General features: G+C 45.4%; 13 protein-coding genes. 7 read left to right on the top strand and 6 right to left on the bottom strand.

The features are described from left to right. Positions 1–175 precede the first annotated feature (175 nt). From H6F74_RS08460 to H6F74_RS08450, 3 genes are all read right to left on the bottom strand, one after another. Positions 176–919 carry a Uma2 family endonuclease gene (locus tag H6F74_RS08460; RefSeq protein ID WP_190439247.1) on the bottom strand — a complete coding sequence of 248 codons (744 nt, stop codon included), beginning with the start codon at positions 917–919 and terminating at the stop codon, positions 176–178. Positions 920–1,083: 164 nt separating this feature from the next. After that, complete coding sequence (locus tag H6F74_RS08455) at positions 1,084–1,287, bottom strand: ChaB family protein (protein WP_190439079.1); 204 nt, start codon at positions 1,285–1,287, stop codon at positions 1,084–1,086. A 129-nt stretch (positions 1,288–1,416) separates the two neighbouring features. Beyond that, positions 1,417–1,959 (bottom strand): hypothetical protein, encoded by a 543-nt coding sequence (locus H6F74_RS08450; RefSeq protein ID WP_190439078.1) that lies wholly within the window; start codon positions 1,957–1,959, stop codon positions 1,417–1,419. 369 nt (positions 1,960–2,328) lie between these two features. Here H6F74_RS08450 and H6F74_RS08445 point away from each other — a divergent pair, with 369 nt between their 5' ends. After that, positions 2,329–5,928 (top strand): diguanylate cyclase, encoded by a 3,600-nt coding sequence (locus H6F74_RS08445; RefSeq protein WP_190439075.1) that lies wholly within the window; start codon positions 2,329–2,331, stop codon positions 5,926–5,928. Between the two features lie 203 nt (positions 5,929–6,131). After that, the gene (locus tag H6F74_RS08440) at positions 6,132–7,310 is read left to right on the top strand and encodes a ferrochelatase (protein ID WP_190439244.1); all 1,179 of its coding nucleotides are present in this window, start codon (positions 6,132–6,134) and stop codon (positions 7,308–7,310) included. 156 nt (positions 7,311–7,466) lie between these two features. Here H6F74_RS08440 and H6F74_RS08435 read toward each other — a convergent pair whose 3' ends face one another. After that, a complete protein-coding gene (locus H6F74_RS08435) occupies positions 7,467–8,012 on the bottom strand; it encodes an NADPH-dependent FMN reductase (protein ID WP_190439068.1) in 546 nt (181 codons plus the stop codon). A 335-nt stretch (positions 8,013–8,347) separates the two neighbouring features. Here H6F74_RS08435 and ftsH point away from each other — a divergent pair, with 335 nt between their 5' ends. Next, positions 8,348–10,282, top strand: a complete 1,935-nt coding sequence (ftsH, locus tag H6F74_RS08430) for an ATP-dependent zinc metalloprotease FtsH (protein WP_190439066.1) — start codon at positions 8,348–8,350, stop codon at positions 10,280–10,282. A 204-nt stretch (positions 10,283–10,486) separates the two neighbouring features. On the opposite strand, the gene H6F74_RS08425 is transcribed toward ftsH, so the two are convergent. Beyond that, positions 10,487–11,206 (bottom strand): M23 family metallopeptidase, encoded by a 720-nt coding sequence (locus H6F74_RS08425; protein ID WP_190439055.1) that lies wholly within the window; start codon positions 11,204–11,206, stop codon positions 10,487–10,489. Between the two features lie 194 nt (positions 11,207–11,400). Here H6F74_RS08425 and H6F74_RS08420 point away from each other — a divergent pair, with 194 nt between their 5' ends. Further along, positions 11,401–11,784: a hypothetical protein gene (locus H6F74_RS08420; RefSeq protein ID WP_190439050.1), complete on the top strand. Its 384-nt coding sequence runs from the start codon at positions 11,401–11,403 to the stop codon at positions 11,782–11,784. A 15-nt stretch (positions 11,785–11,799) separates the two neighbouring features. Here H6F74_RS08420 and H6F74_RS08415 read toward each other — a convergent pair whose 3' ends face one another. Further along, entirely contained in the window at positions 11,800–13,080 is a 1,281-nt protein-coding gene (locus H6F74_RS08415; protein WP_190439048.1) for a lipid-A-disaccharide synthase, read from the bottom strand. Positions 13,081–13,658: 578 nt separating this feature from the next. Between H6F74_RS08415 and H6F74_RS08410 the strand changes: the two genes are divergently transcribed. The 3 genes from H6F74_RS08410 (at position 13,659) to H6F74_RS08400 (ending at position 19,707) form a co-directional block, all read left to right on the top strand. Next, positions 13,659–17,633 carry a magnesium chelatase subunit H gene (locus H6F74_RS08410; protein WP_190439044.1) on the top strand — a complete coding sequence of 1,325 codons (3,975 nt, stop codon included), beginning with the start codon at positions 13,659–13,661 and terminating at the stop codon, positions 17,631–17,633. A gap of 85 nt (positions 17,634–17,718) precedes the next feature. After that, the gene (locus H6F74_RS08405) at positions 17,719–18,294 is read left to right on the top strand and encodes a Uma2 family endonuclease (RefSeq protein ID WP_190439042.1); all 576 of its coding nucleotides are present in this window, start codon (positions 17,719–17,721) and stop codon (positions 18,292–18,294) included. A gap of 21 nt (positions 18,295–18,315) precedes the next feature. Then, positions 18,316–19,707 (top strand): DNA cytosine methyltransferase, encoded by a 1,392-nt coding sequence (locus tag H6F74_RS08400; RefSeq protein WP_190439241.1) that lies wholly within the window; start codon positions 18,316–18,318, stop codon positions 19,705–19,707. Positions 19,708–19,838: the final 131 nt, after the last annotated feature.

Genomic DNA, 19,838 nt, shown 5'->3' with positions numbered 1-19,838 from the left:
AACCTATTTATAAAATTTCAGTTGGATTGCATAGGAAAATGTAAGGTGGTAAGAGAAATCGCCCCCAAAAGCCTTGCCAATTAACAGATTTGACCTAAAGTCGTGGCGGTGATCGCAGTTTCGCTCGGCATACAGAAATGATAGCTTTTGAAAAAGCGCGATCGCTAACTTCTACCTATTCCAACCGATCTGGATCGATATTCAACTCGCGCAGTTTTGCTGCTAGCCGTTCCGCACGCTGCTGGGCGGCGGCGGCTTCAGCTTGGGCGGCGGCTACTTCCTGCTGGATAGCGATTACTTCCTGCTGGGCTTCCTCACCCGGAGTTAGAATTAACTCACCGGATGCTGTAAACCACCTTAACCAAGTTCGTTCGATATTTTCATAGCTACCTTGCCACAAACCTAAACTTAGCTCTAACTGAGGAATTAACAAACGCCCATTAGTCAATTCTGTGCGTTCGTAAGCACCAGCCACTAGACGAAATGCCTGCATTTCATTCGTATATCCACTGAAAACAATGTAGTAAGGAACGCGCAAAATTTGTTCGTAAACTTGCCATTTAGTAGGTGGCTTTCCTCTCTGAGAAACAGTGCGCCCTAAGTCTTCATCCTCGGTGCTTGGCGACAACAATTCAACGGCAACAAACGGACTGACCTGTTCTTGCCATAGAACGTAGCTTAAGCGCAATTTGTCCCCATCGTAGAGTCTGGAAACTCCCAAAACGGCAAACCAATCGGGGCGTTTATACCAATTGGGATGGCGAAGATCGTAATAAATATTCAGATCGGCACCGACGAAAATTTCCTCTGGGTCAAAGTTAGCAGGCTTGAAAGTTTGTCTCAACAGCGGCGGCTGATATCCGTGATATTCGTCTGGCAAACCCGGTTCCTCTGGATCTTCGCTAGGTAGATCGTACATTGTCGGCAATGTCAGCCTGGGAGAAAGAGGCGGATCGGTTTGTGGTGGTAAGCGACTGGTGTTAGTCAAAGTCAATCTCTTGGGTGTATAACTTTATCCAAATATGCTACACAGCTAATATTTTTATACTAAATTAGTGGCAGCGATCGCTGCCAGGTTTTTTTCTATTCTGGCTTCTTGTGCCAGTTACCATCGTCTCCTTTTTCATAGTCGCGCTTCACCGCACTCCAAGCAACTTTAAAGGCAGTTTCTTCCTCTTTGTATTCTTCATTAGCATTATTAAATGCTGCCAAGAAAATCTCTTGGGCGTGTTTGGGTAGGTGATTTTTTACGGAATCTGGTAATTCCTCAATTTGTTGATAAGGCATAGATACTACTTTCCTGATTAATCTCATACCAGGTTGATTTTATCAGAGCCAAAATTCATACCTCTCAAGGCTTACTTTCAAGAGGGTGTAGTAGCGAGGAGGTATTGCTGTCAGCAAATTGCTTGTAAATTACTCTCCATTGCCGTAACGTTGCAACAAGCAAGTTAAAAACTCAGCTGCTGTTGTGTATCTTCGCGTTTGGGTACTACTACCTGAACTTACTCGCCAACCTTGTGCAGTTTCAGGCGATCGCCATAATTCTAAATGCTCCACTGACGGATCGGCATAGAAACTATCTTCCCCGCTTCCCAGTACAGCTGAACTCCAGTAAGTAAAGTAATCGTGGCTGACCCGGTGAATCGGAAAATTGCCACTTAAAGGAACACCCCAGCCATCTACAGCAATAAAAGCCTTTACGCTTCTTCCCGATAGCTGCCACATCCAAGCTGCACCAATGGCACCTACAACACCAGCACTAAAACTAATAAATACTACCGGAGAATTTACCGAACTTTTCCATAAAAACTGGAATATGTCAATAGCTGAATAAGGTGGGTAGTCGTGAGCCGGAAAAATCAATAAATTTTGATTTGAACCTTCCCATCGCAACCCTTTTAAGAAGCCTTCAGTCAGTTCTGGATCGTGGATTCCGGGACAAATGATTAGGCTCATTAATTTAATTTAAAATTTACTTTATATAAAGCATCTACCCTAAGATAGAAAAAGAATAAAACTTTTAGATTATTTGCAGCGAGGTTGCTCTGGGTAGTTTGTTAGGCGATTACTCCGTATATCGCTAGACACAGTATTAAAAAGCAAAAGGAAAAAAATAATTCTTCACTTTTTTCTTTCTCATACTGGTTTTTCAATGTCTAGCCTAATACACGGCTTTTTAGCTATATAAACTGCAATAAATCGAAGCAACGCCGCAATTTATTAAGTAATGCTAACGCTGCGATCGCGCTACTGGCTAGGTGGGAACCCTAATATTAAAGATTTCAAGAAGATACTATTAAGTAATTATGAAGTAGCGGGGCTGAAATGAGTGCAGTGGTACGCAAATGGCTCTTAGCAGTAACTGGGTTTTCACCGGAGAAAGGCGATCGCTCCAAGTTTTCCGATCGTCTTAGCATCGCTGTCGATCCTCGATACAGCCTTAGGCTCCGCTTGGGTTTGGCAGTTGGTGGCATTACCCTAATACTGTCGATGTTGCAAAGTGTTACCGTCAGCCAACTTACCACCGCTAAAATAGAAGCTGAGACAGGTAATGCCTTAGTCGAGTTAGCGCACCAGATTACAGATAAGCTGGATCGGGGGATGTTCGAGCGCTACCGGGATATTCAGAATATCGCCACACTCCACACACTGCGCGATTATGCCACGCCATCAGAGGAGATGCGAAGTTTCCTAGAAAAGCTGCAAAGCACCAATCCTAACTATGCCTGGATTGGTCTTGCTGACACCTTAGGAATTGTCCAAGTTAGTACGGGAAAATTGCTGGAAGGCAAAAATATCTCTCAACAACCTTGGTTTCTCAAAGGACAGAAATTACCTGATGTAGCCGATTTGCATAAAACAGTGCTACTACCGAAGTTGCTACCTAACTTTAGTGCCGAATCCCTGAGCGTGGTAGATGTAGTCGCACCCGTAACCGATTTTGAAGGTAATTTCAAAGGTGTATTGTGCGCTCATCTAAGCTGGGAATGGGCTAAAGAAGCTGGCGACTGGCTTTCGGCGCTACAAAGCCGTTCCCAGGTAGAAATACTGATTTTGAGTCAAAATGGCACCGTGTTGTTCCGTTCGCCAAAGTTACAAGGGCTACAGATGAAACCCAAAAGCTTTGACGTAGAACGTTATAGTGACCGCTATTTAATTGAAACTTGGGCAGATGGTAAAACTTATATAACTGGTTTTGCTCGCTCTCAGGGCTACTTGAACTATCCTGGCTTGGGTTGGGTGGTGCTGGTGCGACAGAAAACTGATGTTGCGTTTGCGCCAGCGCGTCAGTTGCAACAACAGATATTGATCGGGGACATGGTGTTTGGCCTCGTGTTGGCGATATTTGGCTGCATCGTGGCTGGAAAGATTGTCGATCCAATTTTAGCGATCGCATCCGCCTTACACCGCATCCGCCTGGGCGATAAAATCCAAATACCAGTACGCCAAGGAAATGATGAAATTGGCTTGCTCTGGCAATCTTTGAGCCAACTGCTCCAAAAGTTCACAGAACAAGAAAACCAACTCGTTGCGAGTAACCAGCTGCTGCATTTAGAATTAAGCGATCGCGCCAAAGCAGAAGTCGTACTGCAACAGAGTGAAGAGCAGCTGAGATTAGCCCTAGAAGCAGCCCGCATAGGGATTTGGGACTGGAATATCCTCACCGACAAAATTACTTGGTCTAATAATTATGCACTGCTATTCGGGCTGGAAGCAGGAACATTTAATGGCACCTATGAAGCTTTCAATGAATGCGTTCATCCTGAAGACCGCGAAAGCATCACCCAAGCCCTAAACAGATGCGTGAAAGCCAAAGCAGACTACGAACAGGAATTTCGTGTCATCTGGCGCGATCGCAGCATCCACTGGATAGAAGCCAAAGGACAATTTTTCTACGATAGCGGCTTCCAGGCGGTGCGGATGGTTGGCACAGTCATGGATATCACCCGACGAAAGCAGACAGAATCGAATCAGCAAAAAGCCAAAGACGAGCTAGAGTTCAAAGCCATAAAGCGTAACGAGGAATTGAGCCAAGCCAACGAAGAGTTGCAACTCGAACTCTTCGAGCGCCAACGCACACAAAAAATGTTACAAGATCAGGCACAACTGCTCGATCTGGCTCACGATGCCATCCTAACTTTAGATTTGAACTTTAATGTCACCTTTTGGAATCGTGGCGCAGAAAAAATGTATGGTTGGACAAAACAAGAAGCTTTAGGAAAGGAAAGCTATAAATTACTGCAAACGCAATTTCCCAAAGGGTTGCCTGAAATCCAAGCCAAGCTATTACGAGAAGGACGCTGGGAAGGTGAACTTATCCAGACCAAACGGAATGGTACAACTATCGTAGTTGCTGGACGTTTGGCAATTCAACGGGATTTGCACGGCAATCCGATAAAAATTCTGGAAATCAACAGTGACATCACAGCTACTAAGCGAAGCGAAGACGCGCTAATAGCTTCCGGTGTTCGTCTGGCAGGAATTTTGGATATTGCTGAAGATGCGATTATCTCAGTAAATCAAAGCCAGCAAATTACATTATTCAATCAAGGCGCGGAAAAGATTTTTGGCTACACTGCTAATGAAGTTTTGGGAAAACCGCTTAGCTTGCTGTTGCCAGAAAGTTTTGCAGATGCTCATCCTCAAGTCCTGGCGCAATTTTTCCAATCTGAGAGTGTGGCAAGGAAAATCGGCGATCGCCGCGAGATTTTTGGTTGTCGCAAAAATGGTACAGAGTTCCCTGCTGAAGCTTCAATTTCCCAACTGGAATTAGGCAGTGAAAAAATATCTACTGTAATTCTGCGCGACATCACTGAACGCAAAGCCTCAGAAGAAGCTTTGCAGGAAGCTAACACTGAGTTACGTAGCTGGGTAAAGGAATTAGAATCTCGCAACCGAGAAATCGCCTTGCTTGGGGAAATGAGCCATATTCTACAAACTTGCTTAAGTATTGAAGAAGCTTATAGCGCGATCGCTGGATTAGTCCAACCCTTATTTCCTAATTTCTCAGGTGGGGTATTTGTGATTAATTCCTCAAAACAAATAGTTGAGGCTGTTGCTACCTGGGAAGATTCAACGTTTACTAGCGAGCTTTTGTTCACGCCTAATGAATGTTGGGCGCTACGACGCGGGCGATCGCATTTGTTTGAATGCGATCATCGTGGTTTGCGCTGCAAGCACAGATTGGGGATTGGGCTAGATCAAGCCAGGCGCACCAACGCCGAGGAGAATTACTCCCAATCCCCAATCCCCCCGGCATCTCTGTGTGTCCCGATGATGGCGCAGGGGGAAGCCTTGGGCGTACTGTATTTGAGTTCTCAAGCTTTGGGACAATTCACCCAAGCCAAACAACAGTTAGCCACAACAGTTGCTGAACACATTGGGTTGGCGTTGGCAAACTTAAAACTGCACGAAGCTCTCAAGCAGCAGAGTATCCGTGACACTCTTACTGGTTTATATAATCGCCGTTACTTGGAGGAATCTTTGGAACGGGAGATTAGCCGCGCTGAGCGCAAACAGCAATCACTGGGAATCATTATGATCGACGTTGACCACTTTAAGCGCTTTAACGACACCTTTGGTCATGAAGCAGGTGATACTGTGCTGAGAGAACTTGGCGTATTTTTGAAAAGTCATACCCGTGGTTCAGATATTGCCTGTCGTTACGGCGGTGAGGAGCTAACGCTGATTCTGCCAGAAGCATCTTTAGAGGCTACCAGAGAACGAGCCGAAACTATCCGGGAAGGAGTTAAGCACCTAAATTTACAAAATCGCCGTCAGAGCCTTGGTTCTATTACCCTATCAATAGGGGTAGCAATTTTCCCCACACATGGCTTGACAGGTTCGGCGGTGATTCGAGCAGCTGATGCGGCTTTATATCGCGCTAAACAACAAGGACGCGATCGCGTTCTTTGTGCCTCGTAAAGCATAAATCTTCCCAACGATGAATCGCCCCAGCAAAACTTGCTGGATTATTATTTAATTACTGAATTATTTAAGCCAATCCCCCCCTAGGGGATGTTAAGCTAGATTATGAGTGGCACTTTGAGGGCAATGAAGCTGTAAAACAATGCGCTTTGCCAAAGTCCACTCTAAAGAAAGAAAATATTCCTTTGGAGGAATGCGACTTGGTTGCCACCCCTGAAAAACTGCAACAAACACCGAACGCTCAACAAGGTACAGACAAAGTAGCCGTCTTGCTAATGGGTTACGGAGAAGTTGAGAGTTACGAAGATTTCGCCAACTACAACGAACAAGCTTTAAATCTACTCACCGCTAAATTTGCCCCAGTTCCCACCTGGATGTATCCGCCAATTGCCAAGATTTTGGCAATTTTTGACTTGCACGAGTGGGATCATCAGCACGGTAATTTTATTTCCCCCCACAACGCCATTTTTGAAAAACAGCGGGCTGGGATAGAGAAAAATTTACAGGAAAAATGGGGCGATCGCGTCCAAGTTTTCAAAGCCTTTAACTTCTGCGCCCCATTCCTACCCGAACAAGTTCTCACAGAAATCAAAGCTCAAGGATTTGACAAAATCCTGATCTACCCCCTATTAGTAGTAGATTCCATCTTCACCAGTGGCATCGCCGTCGAACAAGTCAACAACGCCCTAGTCAATCTCGCTGATGGCAGCGAACACTGGGTAAAAGGACAGCGTTACATCCCCTCCTTCTACAACGAAACCGCCTACATCGATTTGCTAGCCAATCTCGTAGAAGAGAAAATTGTTCGCGACTTGGCAGTAGCGCATCTGCCCTCGCAAACAGGGATCGTGTTGATGAACCACGGTTGCCCCCACAAAGCCAAAGGCTTTACATCAGGTATTGTCGAAAGTCAAGCCCTGTACGACAAAATACGCGACAAACTGATTAACAAATATCCGCTGATTTCAGTGGGCTGGCTCAACCACGACACGCCCCTGATTGAATGGACTCAGCCTGATGCCAAGCAAGCGGCTCTTAACCTAATTCAGCTAGGGGCAACATCCCTGGTCTTCATGCCGATAGGCTTTGCCACAGAAAATCACGAAACCCTGTTAGATGTAGACCACATCCTGCACGGGTTGCGTCGTCGCCATCCGCACGTTACCTACGTGCAAATGGAGTGCGTTAACGACAATCCCGAATTCTTAAAGATGGCGGCAGATTGGGCAAATCCTCAAATTGAGGCTTTACTTTCAGAGCAAGCACTTTCCGTAAATCCTCAGATGGCAGCAGTGCAAGCTCATACCCATAGCGGTCATCACCACGGTCACGATCACGACCATGACCACGGTCATAATCACGACCATCACCACCACTAAGCGATTCTCTCATTCCCAGGCTCAGCCTGGGAATGATTTAGCTTAAGCTCTGCTCCACTTGCAAAGCTTTGAGAGTTGTGTAGTTTGGCTGATTACATTCACAAAAGAACCTCACCCTGCTCTCCGCTTTTCGGAGAGCAGGGTGAGGTTCTTAGGCTAGGCAACGTTTCGCAGTTTTTGAGTATTTTCTACTAAACTCTGAGCAAACTCATCGAATCGTTGCGATAGTTTCTCATCCACCAACTTGCCATCTGGGCTGAAGGCTTTCCAAGCTTGTCCAATCGCAATTTGCTCTGGGATTACCCAAGCATGAACCCAACGCATAATCAGCCGTAGATCGTTGAGAGCGTTGCTGTTGACTTGCCCACCCAATACACTAATTAAACCAACAACTTTGTCGCTCATCTGGTCGAAGCTCATCAAGTCCAAGGCATTCTTCATAACGCCGCTGAGACTGCCATGATACTCAGGGGTCGCCAAAATTATGCCGTCCGCCTCAGCTACCGCCTTTTGCAAACGCTCAACATCGGGAAAGCCGGGATATTCTTTTTCCCCGTTGCAGAACGGCAATTGCATCTGTCGCAGATCGAGAATTTCTACTGAAGCTCCTAAAGCTTGCACCCGCTGAGCTGCTAAATTCAAAGCCTGCTGGCTCTGGGATGCAGGTCTTAAACTCCCGCCAATTCCAACTATTTTGACCATATTCGCCTCTACTAGGGTTAAAAACTGATTTGAATAAGAGCAAAAATACTTAACTAAACTCCAGCATATGCTGTATTAAATTCCATCTGTATATCGACCGCTAAGATCAAGATAAAATAAATCAAAGTCGTAATGACTACATTTAAAATAGCTGATTTAAGCGAACTTTGTCAACGAGGCGGTCAAACAAGGCGGATCGGTTAGCACTCACGGCTGTAATAGAGAAAGTTAAACTAGATTGTAGAAAGGTTAACTCAACTGCTGAATCAGGTATATTTCTCAGGAAATCCAGCAAGTGAGAGGTTCAGTCAAAGCAGCAGGCAAAGGGCATTTGTATGAAAAACAGTTCCTCAATGAGAGCATGGACGGGGCAAGGACAACCAAAAAATTCTAAGGAGAATCGTGCTAAGAAGCCGAAACGCTTCTGGCAACTTGCCGCAGGTTTGATGATTTTTCAGGGGATGTTTTTGGGTTCCCCAGCCCTTGCCAAGGTAGAGCAGAACACCCTCAGTTATGGCGACCTGTTGCAGAAAATTGATGCCAACCAAGTCACCAAAGTAGAAATTGACCCAGCAACCAAGATTGCGAGGGTGACATTAAAGGGGCAAAGCTCCACAGCTCCGCGTCAAGAGGTGATGCTGTTTGAGCAAAATCCAGAGTTGATTGAAAGACTCCGCGATAAAAACATTGACTTGGATGTACAACCGTCTGGGGATAATGCGGCTGTTTTGGGGGTGGCGGCAAATTTACTTTTGCTGTTGTTCTTAATGGCAGTTTTAATGTTCGTTTTCCGTCGTTCTAGCAATTCCTCTGGTCAAGCGATGAATTTCGGCAAATCTAGAGCCAGATTCCAGATGGAGGCGAAAACAGGAATCAAATTTGACGATGTAGCTGGGATTGAAGAAGCAAAAGAAGAACTAGAAGAAGTTGTCACCTTCCTGAAGCAACCGGAACGCTTTACAGCAATAGGTGCGAGAATTCCCAAAGGAGTGCTGCTAGTAGGCCCTCCGGGAACGGGTAAGACTTTATTGGCAAAAGCGATCGCAGGCGAAGCTGGAGTCCCATTTTTCAGCATCTCTGGATCGGAATTTGTAGAAATGTTTGTCGGCGTTGGTGCATCCCGCGTCCGCGACTTGTTTAAAAAAGCTAAGGAAAACGCTCCTTGTCTGATCTTCATCGATGAAATTGACGCTGTAGGACGGCAACGTGGCACAGGTATCGGCGGCGGTAACGACGAGAGGGAACAAACCCTTAACCAGTTGCTGACCGAAATGGACGGCTTTGAAGGCAACACTGGGATTATTATTATTGCTGCCACCAACCGTCCCGATGTACTAGATTCGGCATTACTGCGTCCGGGACGCTTTGACCGTCAAGTAATAGTAGACTACCCGGATCTGAAAGGACGACGGGAAATTTTGGATGTACACGCGCGCAACAAAAAAATCGCTCCGGAAGTATCCTTAGAAGCGATCGCTCGTCGTACCCCAGGTTTCACAGGTGCTGATTTAGCCAACCTGCTCAACGAAGCCGCCATTCTAACAGCTCGTCGCCGGAAAGATGCCGTTTCAGAGCTAGAAATCAACGATGCCATAGACCGGGTGGTAGCTGGCATGGAACGAACACCCTTGGTAGATGGCAGGAAGAAACGCCTGATTGCTTATCACGAGGTTGGTCACGCGATCGTCGGCACCCTGAGTCCCCACCACAACCCTTTAGAGAAAGTCACCATACTGCCTCGCGGGCAAGCTTTGGGGTTAACTTGGTTTACTCCTGCTGAGGAGATAGGTTTGGACTCCAAATCTCAAATTCTCTCCAGCATTACTGCTACCTTGGGCGGGAGAGCAGCAGAGGAAATCATCTTTGGCAACGATGAAGTAACTACTGGAGCAGGGAACGACCTGGAGAAGGTGACGGAACGAGCGCGACAGATGGTGACACGGTTTGGAATGTCCGAGCTTGGGCCTGTGGCGCTAGAAAGCCCGAATGGAGAAGTATTTTTAGGTCGAGATTGGGGGAACCGCAGCGAGTATTCGGAGGAGATTGCTGCTCGGATTGATGGTCATGTCCGTTCAATTGTTGACCATTGCTACAAAGAAGCTTGCCAGATAATTCTGGAAAACCGCGCCTTGATAGATATGCTCGTGGATCTGCTGTTAGACCACGAAACCATTGAAGGCGATCGCTTCCGTCAGATTGTTGATGAATACATCCAAAAGCGTAAGCAAGAGCTAGTGCTTCCCTCCACTCCGTTAAAAGAGAGCGTTTAGAAAAAAGGTTTTCTTTGAATCTATTTCTCTTTCGCAGTTGAGTCTAATACACACCTAACCCCCTTCCCTTTCCTTCAAGGGAAGGGGGCTAATTTTAAAGCCTCTCCCGTGAAAAAATTTTTCCTTTTCCCTCTCCTGTGAGGATAGGGTTAGGGACACGCGAAAACTGTAGTACCGCATCCACGTGAGAGCCGCTTCACTAATCTATGGTGCGTCGCCCTGAGAGCTACCCCAAGACTGCTTTCCTGTGGATGGCTGAGAGAAACCCTGAGCAAATTGCTGAGTGGTGCCTGGTTGTTGAGAGTACATGGCTCGGAGAACCTGGGCAGGATCAACATAGTTATTAGCGTACTTTAAGCCCCAATGCAGGTGGGGGCCAGTGGTACGCCCAGTCATACCTATACGACCGATGCGCGCCCCTGCGGGGAGCTGTTGACCTTGCCAAATTATGATGCCGCCGCCACGATCTATTACATAACGGTTGCCATTGGCAGTTCCTACACTCCCTTTCAGGTGACAGTAGACGTGCTGCCATTGCCCAGATTGGATCTTAATTAAGGTGCCGCAGGCGGTATGGTCGGAGACTTCCACCACGTAACCTGCCCACCAATTGCGGATGTAGCTGCCTTCTGGCCCAGCAATGTCTAAACCGCGATGAAATTCCCAGCCAGAAGCGTCAGTGGGAGAACGGCGGTAGCCAAAGCCAGAAGTGTAGCCTTTAAAATTTTCGACCGGGAAAGATGCACCTTGCCAATTACTGCGAGTTAATACTGAATTTGTTCTAATTTCCTTCGCCTCAACTTTCTCCTCCTGAAGTTCTACTGCTGGCATTAACCCGATTAAACTCAGCCCTAGAAAAAGTAGAAGAAATATGGGACGCAGAAAGCGGTTTTGGAGATTTGGTGGCGTTGGCGCTTGCTGCATTAATTCGCTCCTCGACTGCTTAAATAAGTTACACACAACGGTGTATTTTGCCAAAAAAAATCAAAGATCGTGGTGTATTTTACTCTAGATGGCAGCTCTGTCAAGCCTCCCAGTAGAGGGGTATTGGCTATTTCGCGAGATTCTTTAATTTTGTTAAAATTCCTAAAAGTGAAAAATATAATGCTTTAAAACTCATGCTGACTGAAATTTTACCTTTTAGATTCGCTCTCGATGCGACTGCGATCGCTGGCACTGCTTTATGGTCGTTAGCTTTATATCTAGGTTTCTCTCCAGCCAGTGAATGGGTTACAGAAAAACTAAATCGCTGGTTTAACTTTGCTGAGCGATCGCTATACACTTCCAATGAGGAATTTGAAAGAACTCGTAAGGGTAGAGAATCACAAAACGCTTTTTATGCTTCCATTTTGAGCATTGTACCTTTTTTAATTGTTGGTGCTGCCTGCAATTACGGTGTGGAAATCGGTTTAGGACGCAGCTGGGCAATTAGTATGGGAATACTAGCTTGTATGAGTTGTGGCGTTTATGAACTAGGTCGAAGAGATGGGAAATCTTCTTAAAATAGGGACTAACTATTAACTTATAACTCCTAGCTCTTGACAAACTAAAGTTGCTAGTTTTTCCGCAGCACCAGGTTGACCGCGAAGACTTTTCAGGCGATCGCGCATTTGTTGTAATTTTTCCGGGTGGTTAAGATAATCTAAAGCGAGTGCTGCCACCTCTGTTGCTTGCAGTCTGCCTACCAATTCTGGCACTACCTGCGATTTTGCCCAGAGATTAGGCCAAGCATATAAACGCCCCTGTTTCATTACCTGTTTCATTATTATCCAGTTGATCGCTTTGGCAAAACTGGAACCTAATAGTGGCAAGTTGGCAAGTAACCCAGGCAAACCATCCCAGCTTCGCATGGCATCAAGTTGTTGAGTTGGGAGTAAGACGATCATTGGTACTGCTAAGGCACCCAGTTCAGCAGTGTTTGCTCCCACGGTGGTAAAACATAGAGAACATTGGGATAATAATTCGTAAGCAGGCGATCGCGTCCACAATTGCACCCGCAATCCAGCCTCTGTCTTGAAATACGGCAACTCTGGCGGTTCCGGTACGATAAGCTTGGCTGACGAACCTTTCACCAGTTCAATTACTGGGTTTTGCTCTTTGTCAGCAAATCTAGATAAAGTTGACAAATCTAAAGTAGGAGCAACAGGAATTACAAACTGAGTTTGGGGACGTTGTTTGTGAATGTTTTCTGCGATCGCTAAACACAAAGGCACACCTTGAGCTAGTTTAGCCGCTTTCGATCCCGGAAGTAATCCGATAAGTTCTGGACTGAGTAAAAATGAGGAAGTATAAGAGTCTTCTTTGCCTTCTTGAGATACGTCTGCCATTAAATCCCCAACAACGGTAAATTTATCGGCATATTTTTGAGGGACTTTGGCGATAATCTCTGGTTTCATCGCACCAAACTTGTCAATCCACTTATGCCAACGAGCTTCCCATTCCGCATAGACAACAGTACGATAATTTAAGCGTTTGCCAATCGCTACGGCAAAAAATTGATCGCCTCCTAAAAAGACTACTACACCGCGATCGCGCCATTCCCAACTTTCGGCAGTCTTTCCCCAAAGCAAAAACTTTAAAAAATGATCTGCTCCCTGTACGCGGTCTACTTCTGGATATGAGAGTGCGATCGCTGCTTCTTTTCCGGTAGCATGAGTACAAGGCGACAACACAACAGAAATCCGCACCTTTTCTCGGTCGTCTCCCAACTGTTCTCTTAAACGTCGCACAACTGGACGCACCCAGGTTGCCAACTCCCCAGGCCCATTTGAGAGAATCAAAATATCAACGGGTTGCACCGATTGCTTTCCTGCTGATGAGTTAAATATCAAAGCAAAGCCTTTAATTATATTTTCAATTTTAAACTATAATTATCGCTTTTTTAGTATTAACAAACTTAGAGAATAAAATATCTGCAAATCCGATACAATAACTGTTTTTTATATTTATATTTACATCCTAAGCAAAACATTAAACTATCAAAATGCTTAAGGGCTATTTATCTTTATTTTAAATTTTTCAGCTTCATATTTATAAACCTATTTTTTCTAGGGTAAAAACACTCAATAAGAGTGATTTTGCCCGGAGGAAGCAGGAATCATTTTAGATATATGTAGATTTATTTTACCATGATGGAGCAGATACTCGCACTTTTATAAATTAATGTAAATAAAGTTGGCTTTTTTTTTATCAAATTGTGTCAATAGAGAGCCAAAAGTCCCACAGTGTAAGCATCTTCTGCTAAAAATGCTGATGTGCCTACTTTTAGCAATTAACGATTTTGCGACTGGGAGGGGAGTATTGCCTATCCTGCCCTAGAGCTAAAAGATCGAGCATTCCTGAAGAAGAGAACACCGTATCATTGGAGCCTAAGCGAATGTTCACTCACGTCAAGTCCACCATTCGCCACATTTCCCCGGACAACCTGAGGGGGCGATCGCTACTCAAGGTGGTCTATGTCGTGCTAGAGCCACAGTACCAGAGTGCCATCTCAGGAGCGGTTCGCTCAATTAACAAGAACCACCCCGACTTAGCAGTTGAAATCAGCGGATATCTGCTGGAAGAACTGCGAGATCCTGAGAACTACGAGGGTTTTAAGCAAGATATCGCTGCGGCGAATATCTTTATCGCTTCGTTAATCTTTATAGAAGACTTAGCCGATAAAGTTGTAGCGGCGGTGGAACCCCACCGAGACAACCTTGATGTTGCCGTAGTATTTCCCTCAATGCCGCAAGTGATGCGCCTGAACAAGATGGGCAGCTTCTCAATGGCGCAGCTGGGACAATCGAAGAGTGCGATCGCGCAATTCATGCGAAAGCGCAAGGAGAAATCCGGCAGCGGCTTCCAAGACGGGATGCTGAAGCTACTGCAAACCCTGCCCAAAGTCCTGAAATACCTACCAATGGACAAAGCGCAGGATGCCCGAAACTTCATGCTTAGCTTCCAATATTGGCTAGGCGGTTCTCAGGAAAACCTGGAGAACTTCCTGCTGATGCTGGCGGATAAATACGTTTACAAAGGTGAGCAAAAGCTGAAGTTTCAGGAACCAGTAACCTATCCTGACATGGGCATCTGGCATCCCCTCGCACCACAAATGTTTGAGGATGTCAAGGAGTATCTTAACTGGCACAGCAGCCGCAGGGATATATCCAACGATATCAAAGATCCTTTGGCACCCTGTGTTGGCTTAGTGCTGCAACGCACCCACCTGGTCACAGGCGACGATGCCCATTATGTAGCAATGGTGCAGGAACTAGAAGCGATGGGCGCACGGGTAATTCCCGTTTTTGCTGGAGGTTTAGATTTTGCCAAGCCAATTGAGGCTTATTTCTACGATCCATCTGCCAAGACACCCCAGGCAATAGTAGATACGGTGATATCTCTTACCGGGTTTGCTCTCGTGGGTGGCCCCGCCAGACAAGATCATCCGAAAGCCATTGATGCGCTAAAAAAATTGAATCGTCCCTACATGGTGGCTTTGCCCTTAGTCTTCCAAACTACGGAAGAATGGGAAGATAGCGACTTGGGACTGCATCCAATTCAAGTGGCGTTGCAGATTGCGATTCCGGAACTGGATGGAGCGATTGAACCGATTATATTATCGGGAAGGGATGGAGCGACCGGGAAAGCGATCGCACTCCAAGACCGAATTGAAGCGATCGCTCAACGCGCTTTAAAATGGGCTAACCTGCGCCGCAAGCCAAAACTTGGTAAGAAAATTGCTATCACCGTCTTCAGCTTCCCACCGGATAAAGGCAACGTCGGTACTGCTGCTTACCTAGATGTATTTGGTTCAATTTATGAGGTGATGAAAGCCCTCAAGCAGAACGGCTACGACTTGCCAGAATTGCCAGATTCAGCAATGGCGTTGATGCAAGAAGTCATCCACGATGCTCAAGCACAGTACGCCAGTCCTGAGCTTAACATTGCCTATCGGATGTCAGTACCGGAGTATGAAGAACTCACACCGTACTCGCAACGCCTAGAAGAGAACTGGGGCGCGCCTCCGGGACATCTCAACAGCGACGGGCAGAATTTGCTAATTTACGGCAAACACTTCGGCAATGTCTTTATCGGCGTTCAGCCCACTTTTGGCTATGAAGGCGATCCGATGCGGTTGCTGTTCTCCCGTTCTGCCAGCCCCCATCACGGTTTTGCCGCCTACTACACCTATCTGGAACGTATTTGGGAAGCTGACGCAGTGCTGCACTTCGGCACTCACGGATCGTTGGAATTCATGCCCGGTAAGCAGATGGGAATGTCTGGCGACTGTTACCCAGATAACCTGATTGGTTCTATTCCCAATCTTTACTACTATGCGGCGAATAATCCCAGCGAGGCCACAATTGCCAAGCGTCGCAGCTATGCGGAAACGATTAGCTATCTGACACCACCAGCAGAAAATGCTGGATTATACAAGGGTTTGAAGGAATTAAGCGAGTTAATCGCCTCCTACCAAACTCTCAAAGATACCGGGCGAGGCGTGCAAATTGTCAACACCATTGTGGACAAGTGCCGTTTGGTGAATCTGGATAAGGATATCTCCTTGCCAGAGAAAGATGCTAAAGAGATGACCGCCGAGGAACGGGATACCTTAATTGGTTTGGTGTATCGTAGGCTGATGGAGATTGAATCGCGGCTGTTGCCCTGTGGCTTGCACGTTGTTGGGAAACCGCCGAGTGCAGAGGAAGCGATCGCTACCCTCGTCAACATCGCCTCTCTCGACCGCGCCGAAGAAGAAATCCTCAGCCTTCCCCGCATCATCGCCAACAGCATCGGACGCAACATTGACGACATCTACAAAAACAACGATCAAGGTGTCTTAGAAGATGTTCAGCTATTGCAGGATATCACCCTAGCCACCCGTGCCGCAGTTTCCGCCCTCGTCAAAGAACAAACCGACGCTGACGGTCGCGTTTCCCTCGTTTCTAAGCTGAATTTCTTCAACATGGGCAGAAAGCAGCCTTGGATTGAAACATTGCACGCAGCAGGGTATCCCAAAATTGACGAAGCACAAATTAAGCCTTTGTTTGAATATTTGGAATTCTGCCTCCAGCAAGTTTGTGCCGACAACGAACTGGGTGCATTACTCAAAGGCTTAGAAGGGGAATACATCCTTCCGGGGCCAGGTGGCGACCCCATCCGCAACCCGGATGTCCTGCCTACAGGCAAAAACATCCACGCCCTCGACCCCCAATCTATCCCCACCGCAGCCGCAGTTAAATCCGCCAAAGTCGTTGTAGACCGACTTCTAGAACGGCAACGCGCGGAAACGGGTGCCTATCCCGAAACCATTGCCTGCGTCCTCTGGGGAACCGACAACATTAAAACCTACGGGGAATCTCTCGCCCAAATTATGTGGATGGTCGGAGTAAAACCCGTGCCAGATGCTTTGGGACGAGTCAATAAACTGGAACTGATTCCCCTGGCTGAACTCGGTCGTCCTCGCGTTGATGTGGTTATCAACTGTTCTGGTGTCTTCCGCGACTTGTTTATCAATCAGATGAATTTACTCGACCAAGCTGTGAAAATGGCAGCAGAAGCCGATGAACCGCTATCGATGAACTTTGTCCGCAAACACGCCTTACAACAGGCGGAGGAAATGGGCATCAACCTGCGGCAAGCAGCAACTCGTGTTTTTTCTAATGCCTCTGGTTCTTATTCTTCTAATATCAACCTGGCAGTAGAAAACAGCACTTGGGAAAGCGAATCTGAGTTACAAGATATGTACCTCAGCCGTAAATCCTTCGCCTTCACCTCCGATAGTCCAGGCACAATGGAACAGTCACGTCAGATTTTTGAAACCGCCCTCAAAACTGCCGAAGTGACGTTCCAAAACCTCGACTCCTCCGAGATTAGCCTCACGGATGTTTCCCACTACTTCGACTCTGACCCCACCAAGGTTGTCGCCAGTCTGCGCGGCGACGGCAAAACGCCAGCATCCTACATTGCTGACACCACCACCGCCAACGCCCAAGTCCGCACGCTATCAGAAACCGTCCGCTTAGATGCCCGTACCAAACTACTCAATCCCAAGTGGTACGAAGGGATGCTAAGTCACGGTTACGAAGGTGTCCGCGAACTCTCGAAGCGGCTAGTAAATACGATGGGTTGGTCTGCAACTGCTGGTGCTGTCGATAACTGGATTTACGAGGATACAAATACCACGTTTATCCAAGATGAAGAGATGCGGAAGCGGTTGATGAACCTCAATCCTCACTCTTTCCGCAAAGTTGTCGCCACTTTACTCGAAGTCAATGGTCGCGGCTACTGGGAAACCAGTGAAAGCAACTTAGAGATGCTGCGCGAATTGTATCAGGAGGTCGAAGACCGGATTGAAGGAATAGAATAGTCGGTAACTGAAACCCATGTAGAGGCGCGATAAACCGCGCCTCTACATGAGTTAAATAATCCAAAATCTAAACCCCAATGTCGGTATGACTGCCCTAACCGTCAACTTCAACCCGATTATTAAGCTCACAGATGAGCAATTTTTTCAGCTTTGTCAAGTAAATGAAAATCTAAGGTTTGAGCGCACGGCTACAGGGGAATTAATCATTATGTCACCCGCAGGGGGAGAAACAGGAAATCGAAACGGTAGACTGACGCAGCAATTATTTAACTGGGCAGATACAAATAAGTTAGGGATTGCCTTCGATTCTTCCACAGGTTTTAAACTTCCTAATGGTGCAGATCGTTCCCCTGATGCAGCTTGGCTGAAATTGGAACGTTGGGAGAATTTAACATCTGAGCAAAAAGAGAAATTTATCCCTCTTTGTCCTGATTTTGTCATTGAGTTACTTTCACCGAGTGATACTTTAAAAGTAGCTCAAGAGAAAATGAAAGAATACCGAGACAATGGCACTATTTTAAGTTTGTTAATTAACCGCAAATCCAAGCAAGTAGAAATTTATCGCCAAGGTCAAGAAGTAGAAGTGCTGCAATCTCCTGCTACTTTATCAGGAGAAGATTTTTTATCAGGGTTTATACTAAATATGGAATCGATTTGGTAGATCGAGGCACTAGCAATGCAAATGAATATAAGTGATTATGCTCAACAACTAGAATTATTTCAATTATTTAAAGATACTAATATTGTAGCTTGCCAATCAAAATTTACCTTTGTAGACTTATTTGCTGGTATCGGTGGATTTAGGATTCCTCTGGAAGAGCTAGGAGGAAGATGTTTAGGCTATTCAGAAATTGATAAAGAAGCCATCAAAGTTTATGAAAAAAACTTTATTAAAGGTGCCAATTCTGAAGAAGCCTACCTGGGAGATATTACTAAGCTAAATAAACTGCCTTTTGAAATAGATGTATTAGTCGGCGGAGTCCCCTGTCAACCTTGGTCTATTGCCGGAAAGTTACAAGGGTTGAATGATCCAAGAGGTCAGCTATGGATTGATGTTTTTAGAGTAGTAAAAGTTAATCAACCGAAAGCATTTATATTTGAGAATGTCAAAGGTTTAACTGAGCCAAGAAACATAGAAAGCCTGAAATATATAATTAATAATCTAACCGTATCTGGTTATGTAGTTAAATACCAGGTTCTGAATTCATACGATTTTGGGTTGCCGCAAGATAGAGACAGAATGTTTATTGTAGGTATTAGGAATGACCTAGAAAATTGCTGGGGATTTACTTTCCCTAAACCTTTAAATAAGCAGACAAAACTTTATGATGTAATCCCCGGTATTCAACCCAGTTATTTTGTTAAGAAAAAATTTCCACCAAAAGTTTTATTTGATGGTAAAATTCCTGCTTCGAGAGGCAAATTTCAAAAAATAGATGAATTAAATGATTTCTTCTTATTTGCTGACATCAGAGATGGACACACTACGATTCATTCTTGGGATTTAATCGAGACAACATCAAGGGAAAAAGTAATTTGTCAAGCGATTTTAAAAAATAGAAGAAAGAAAATTTACGGTATAAAAGATGGGAATCCTTTAAGTTTTGAAGTTTTAGAAAAACTGATATTTGGGTTAAAACAGGAAGAAATTGATACTTTAGTTGATAAAGAAATTTTGCGGCTCGTAGAAGGACAAGGCTACGAATTTGTCAATTCTAAAATATCTTCAGGAATTAATGGAATTTCTAAAATTTTCTTGCCTCATGCGGATGCGATCGCAACTTTAACCGCAACCGGAACTAGAGATTTTGTCGCGACAGTTTCTATAGAATGTCAAGAACCTGAAAAATACAAACAAACTTTTATTGAGAAAATTTATAAAAAGAAACAATTCAAACCTCTAACTGCACAAGATTACGCCAGATTGCAAGGGTTTCCAGAATGGTTTGAAATTGCTAAGAATGAAAGCACTGCTAAACATCAGTTCGGCAATGCTGTGTCAGTTCCTGTTATTTACCATTTAACCAAAGCTTTGATAGAAGTAGGTTCTGGCTCTACCGAACTTGTTATGTAAAAATGTTAAAAATGGCTAATCAAAATAGCAGAAACAGAATAGGTATAAGAAGTGACATTTGTTGCGGGGCTTGAATTCTGGGATTGATTGTGATTAAGTAGATGCAGTAAAAAAGCAGCCCCAGACTGGGT

The sequence above is a fragment of the Trichocoleus sp. FACHB-90 genome (genome assembly GCF_014695505.1).
GTDB lineage: Bacteria > Cyanobacteriota > Cyanobacteriia > Cyanobacteriales > FACHB-T130 > Funiculus > Funiculus sociatus.
This window is presented reverse-complemented; position numbering and strand designations above follow the sequence as displayed.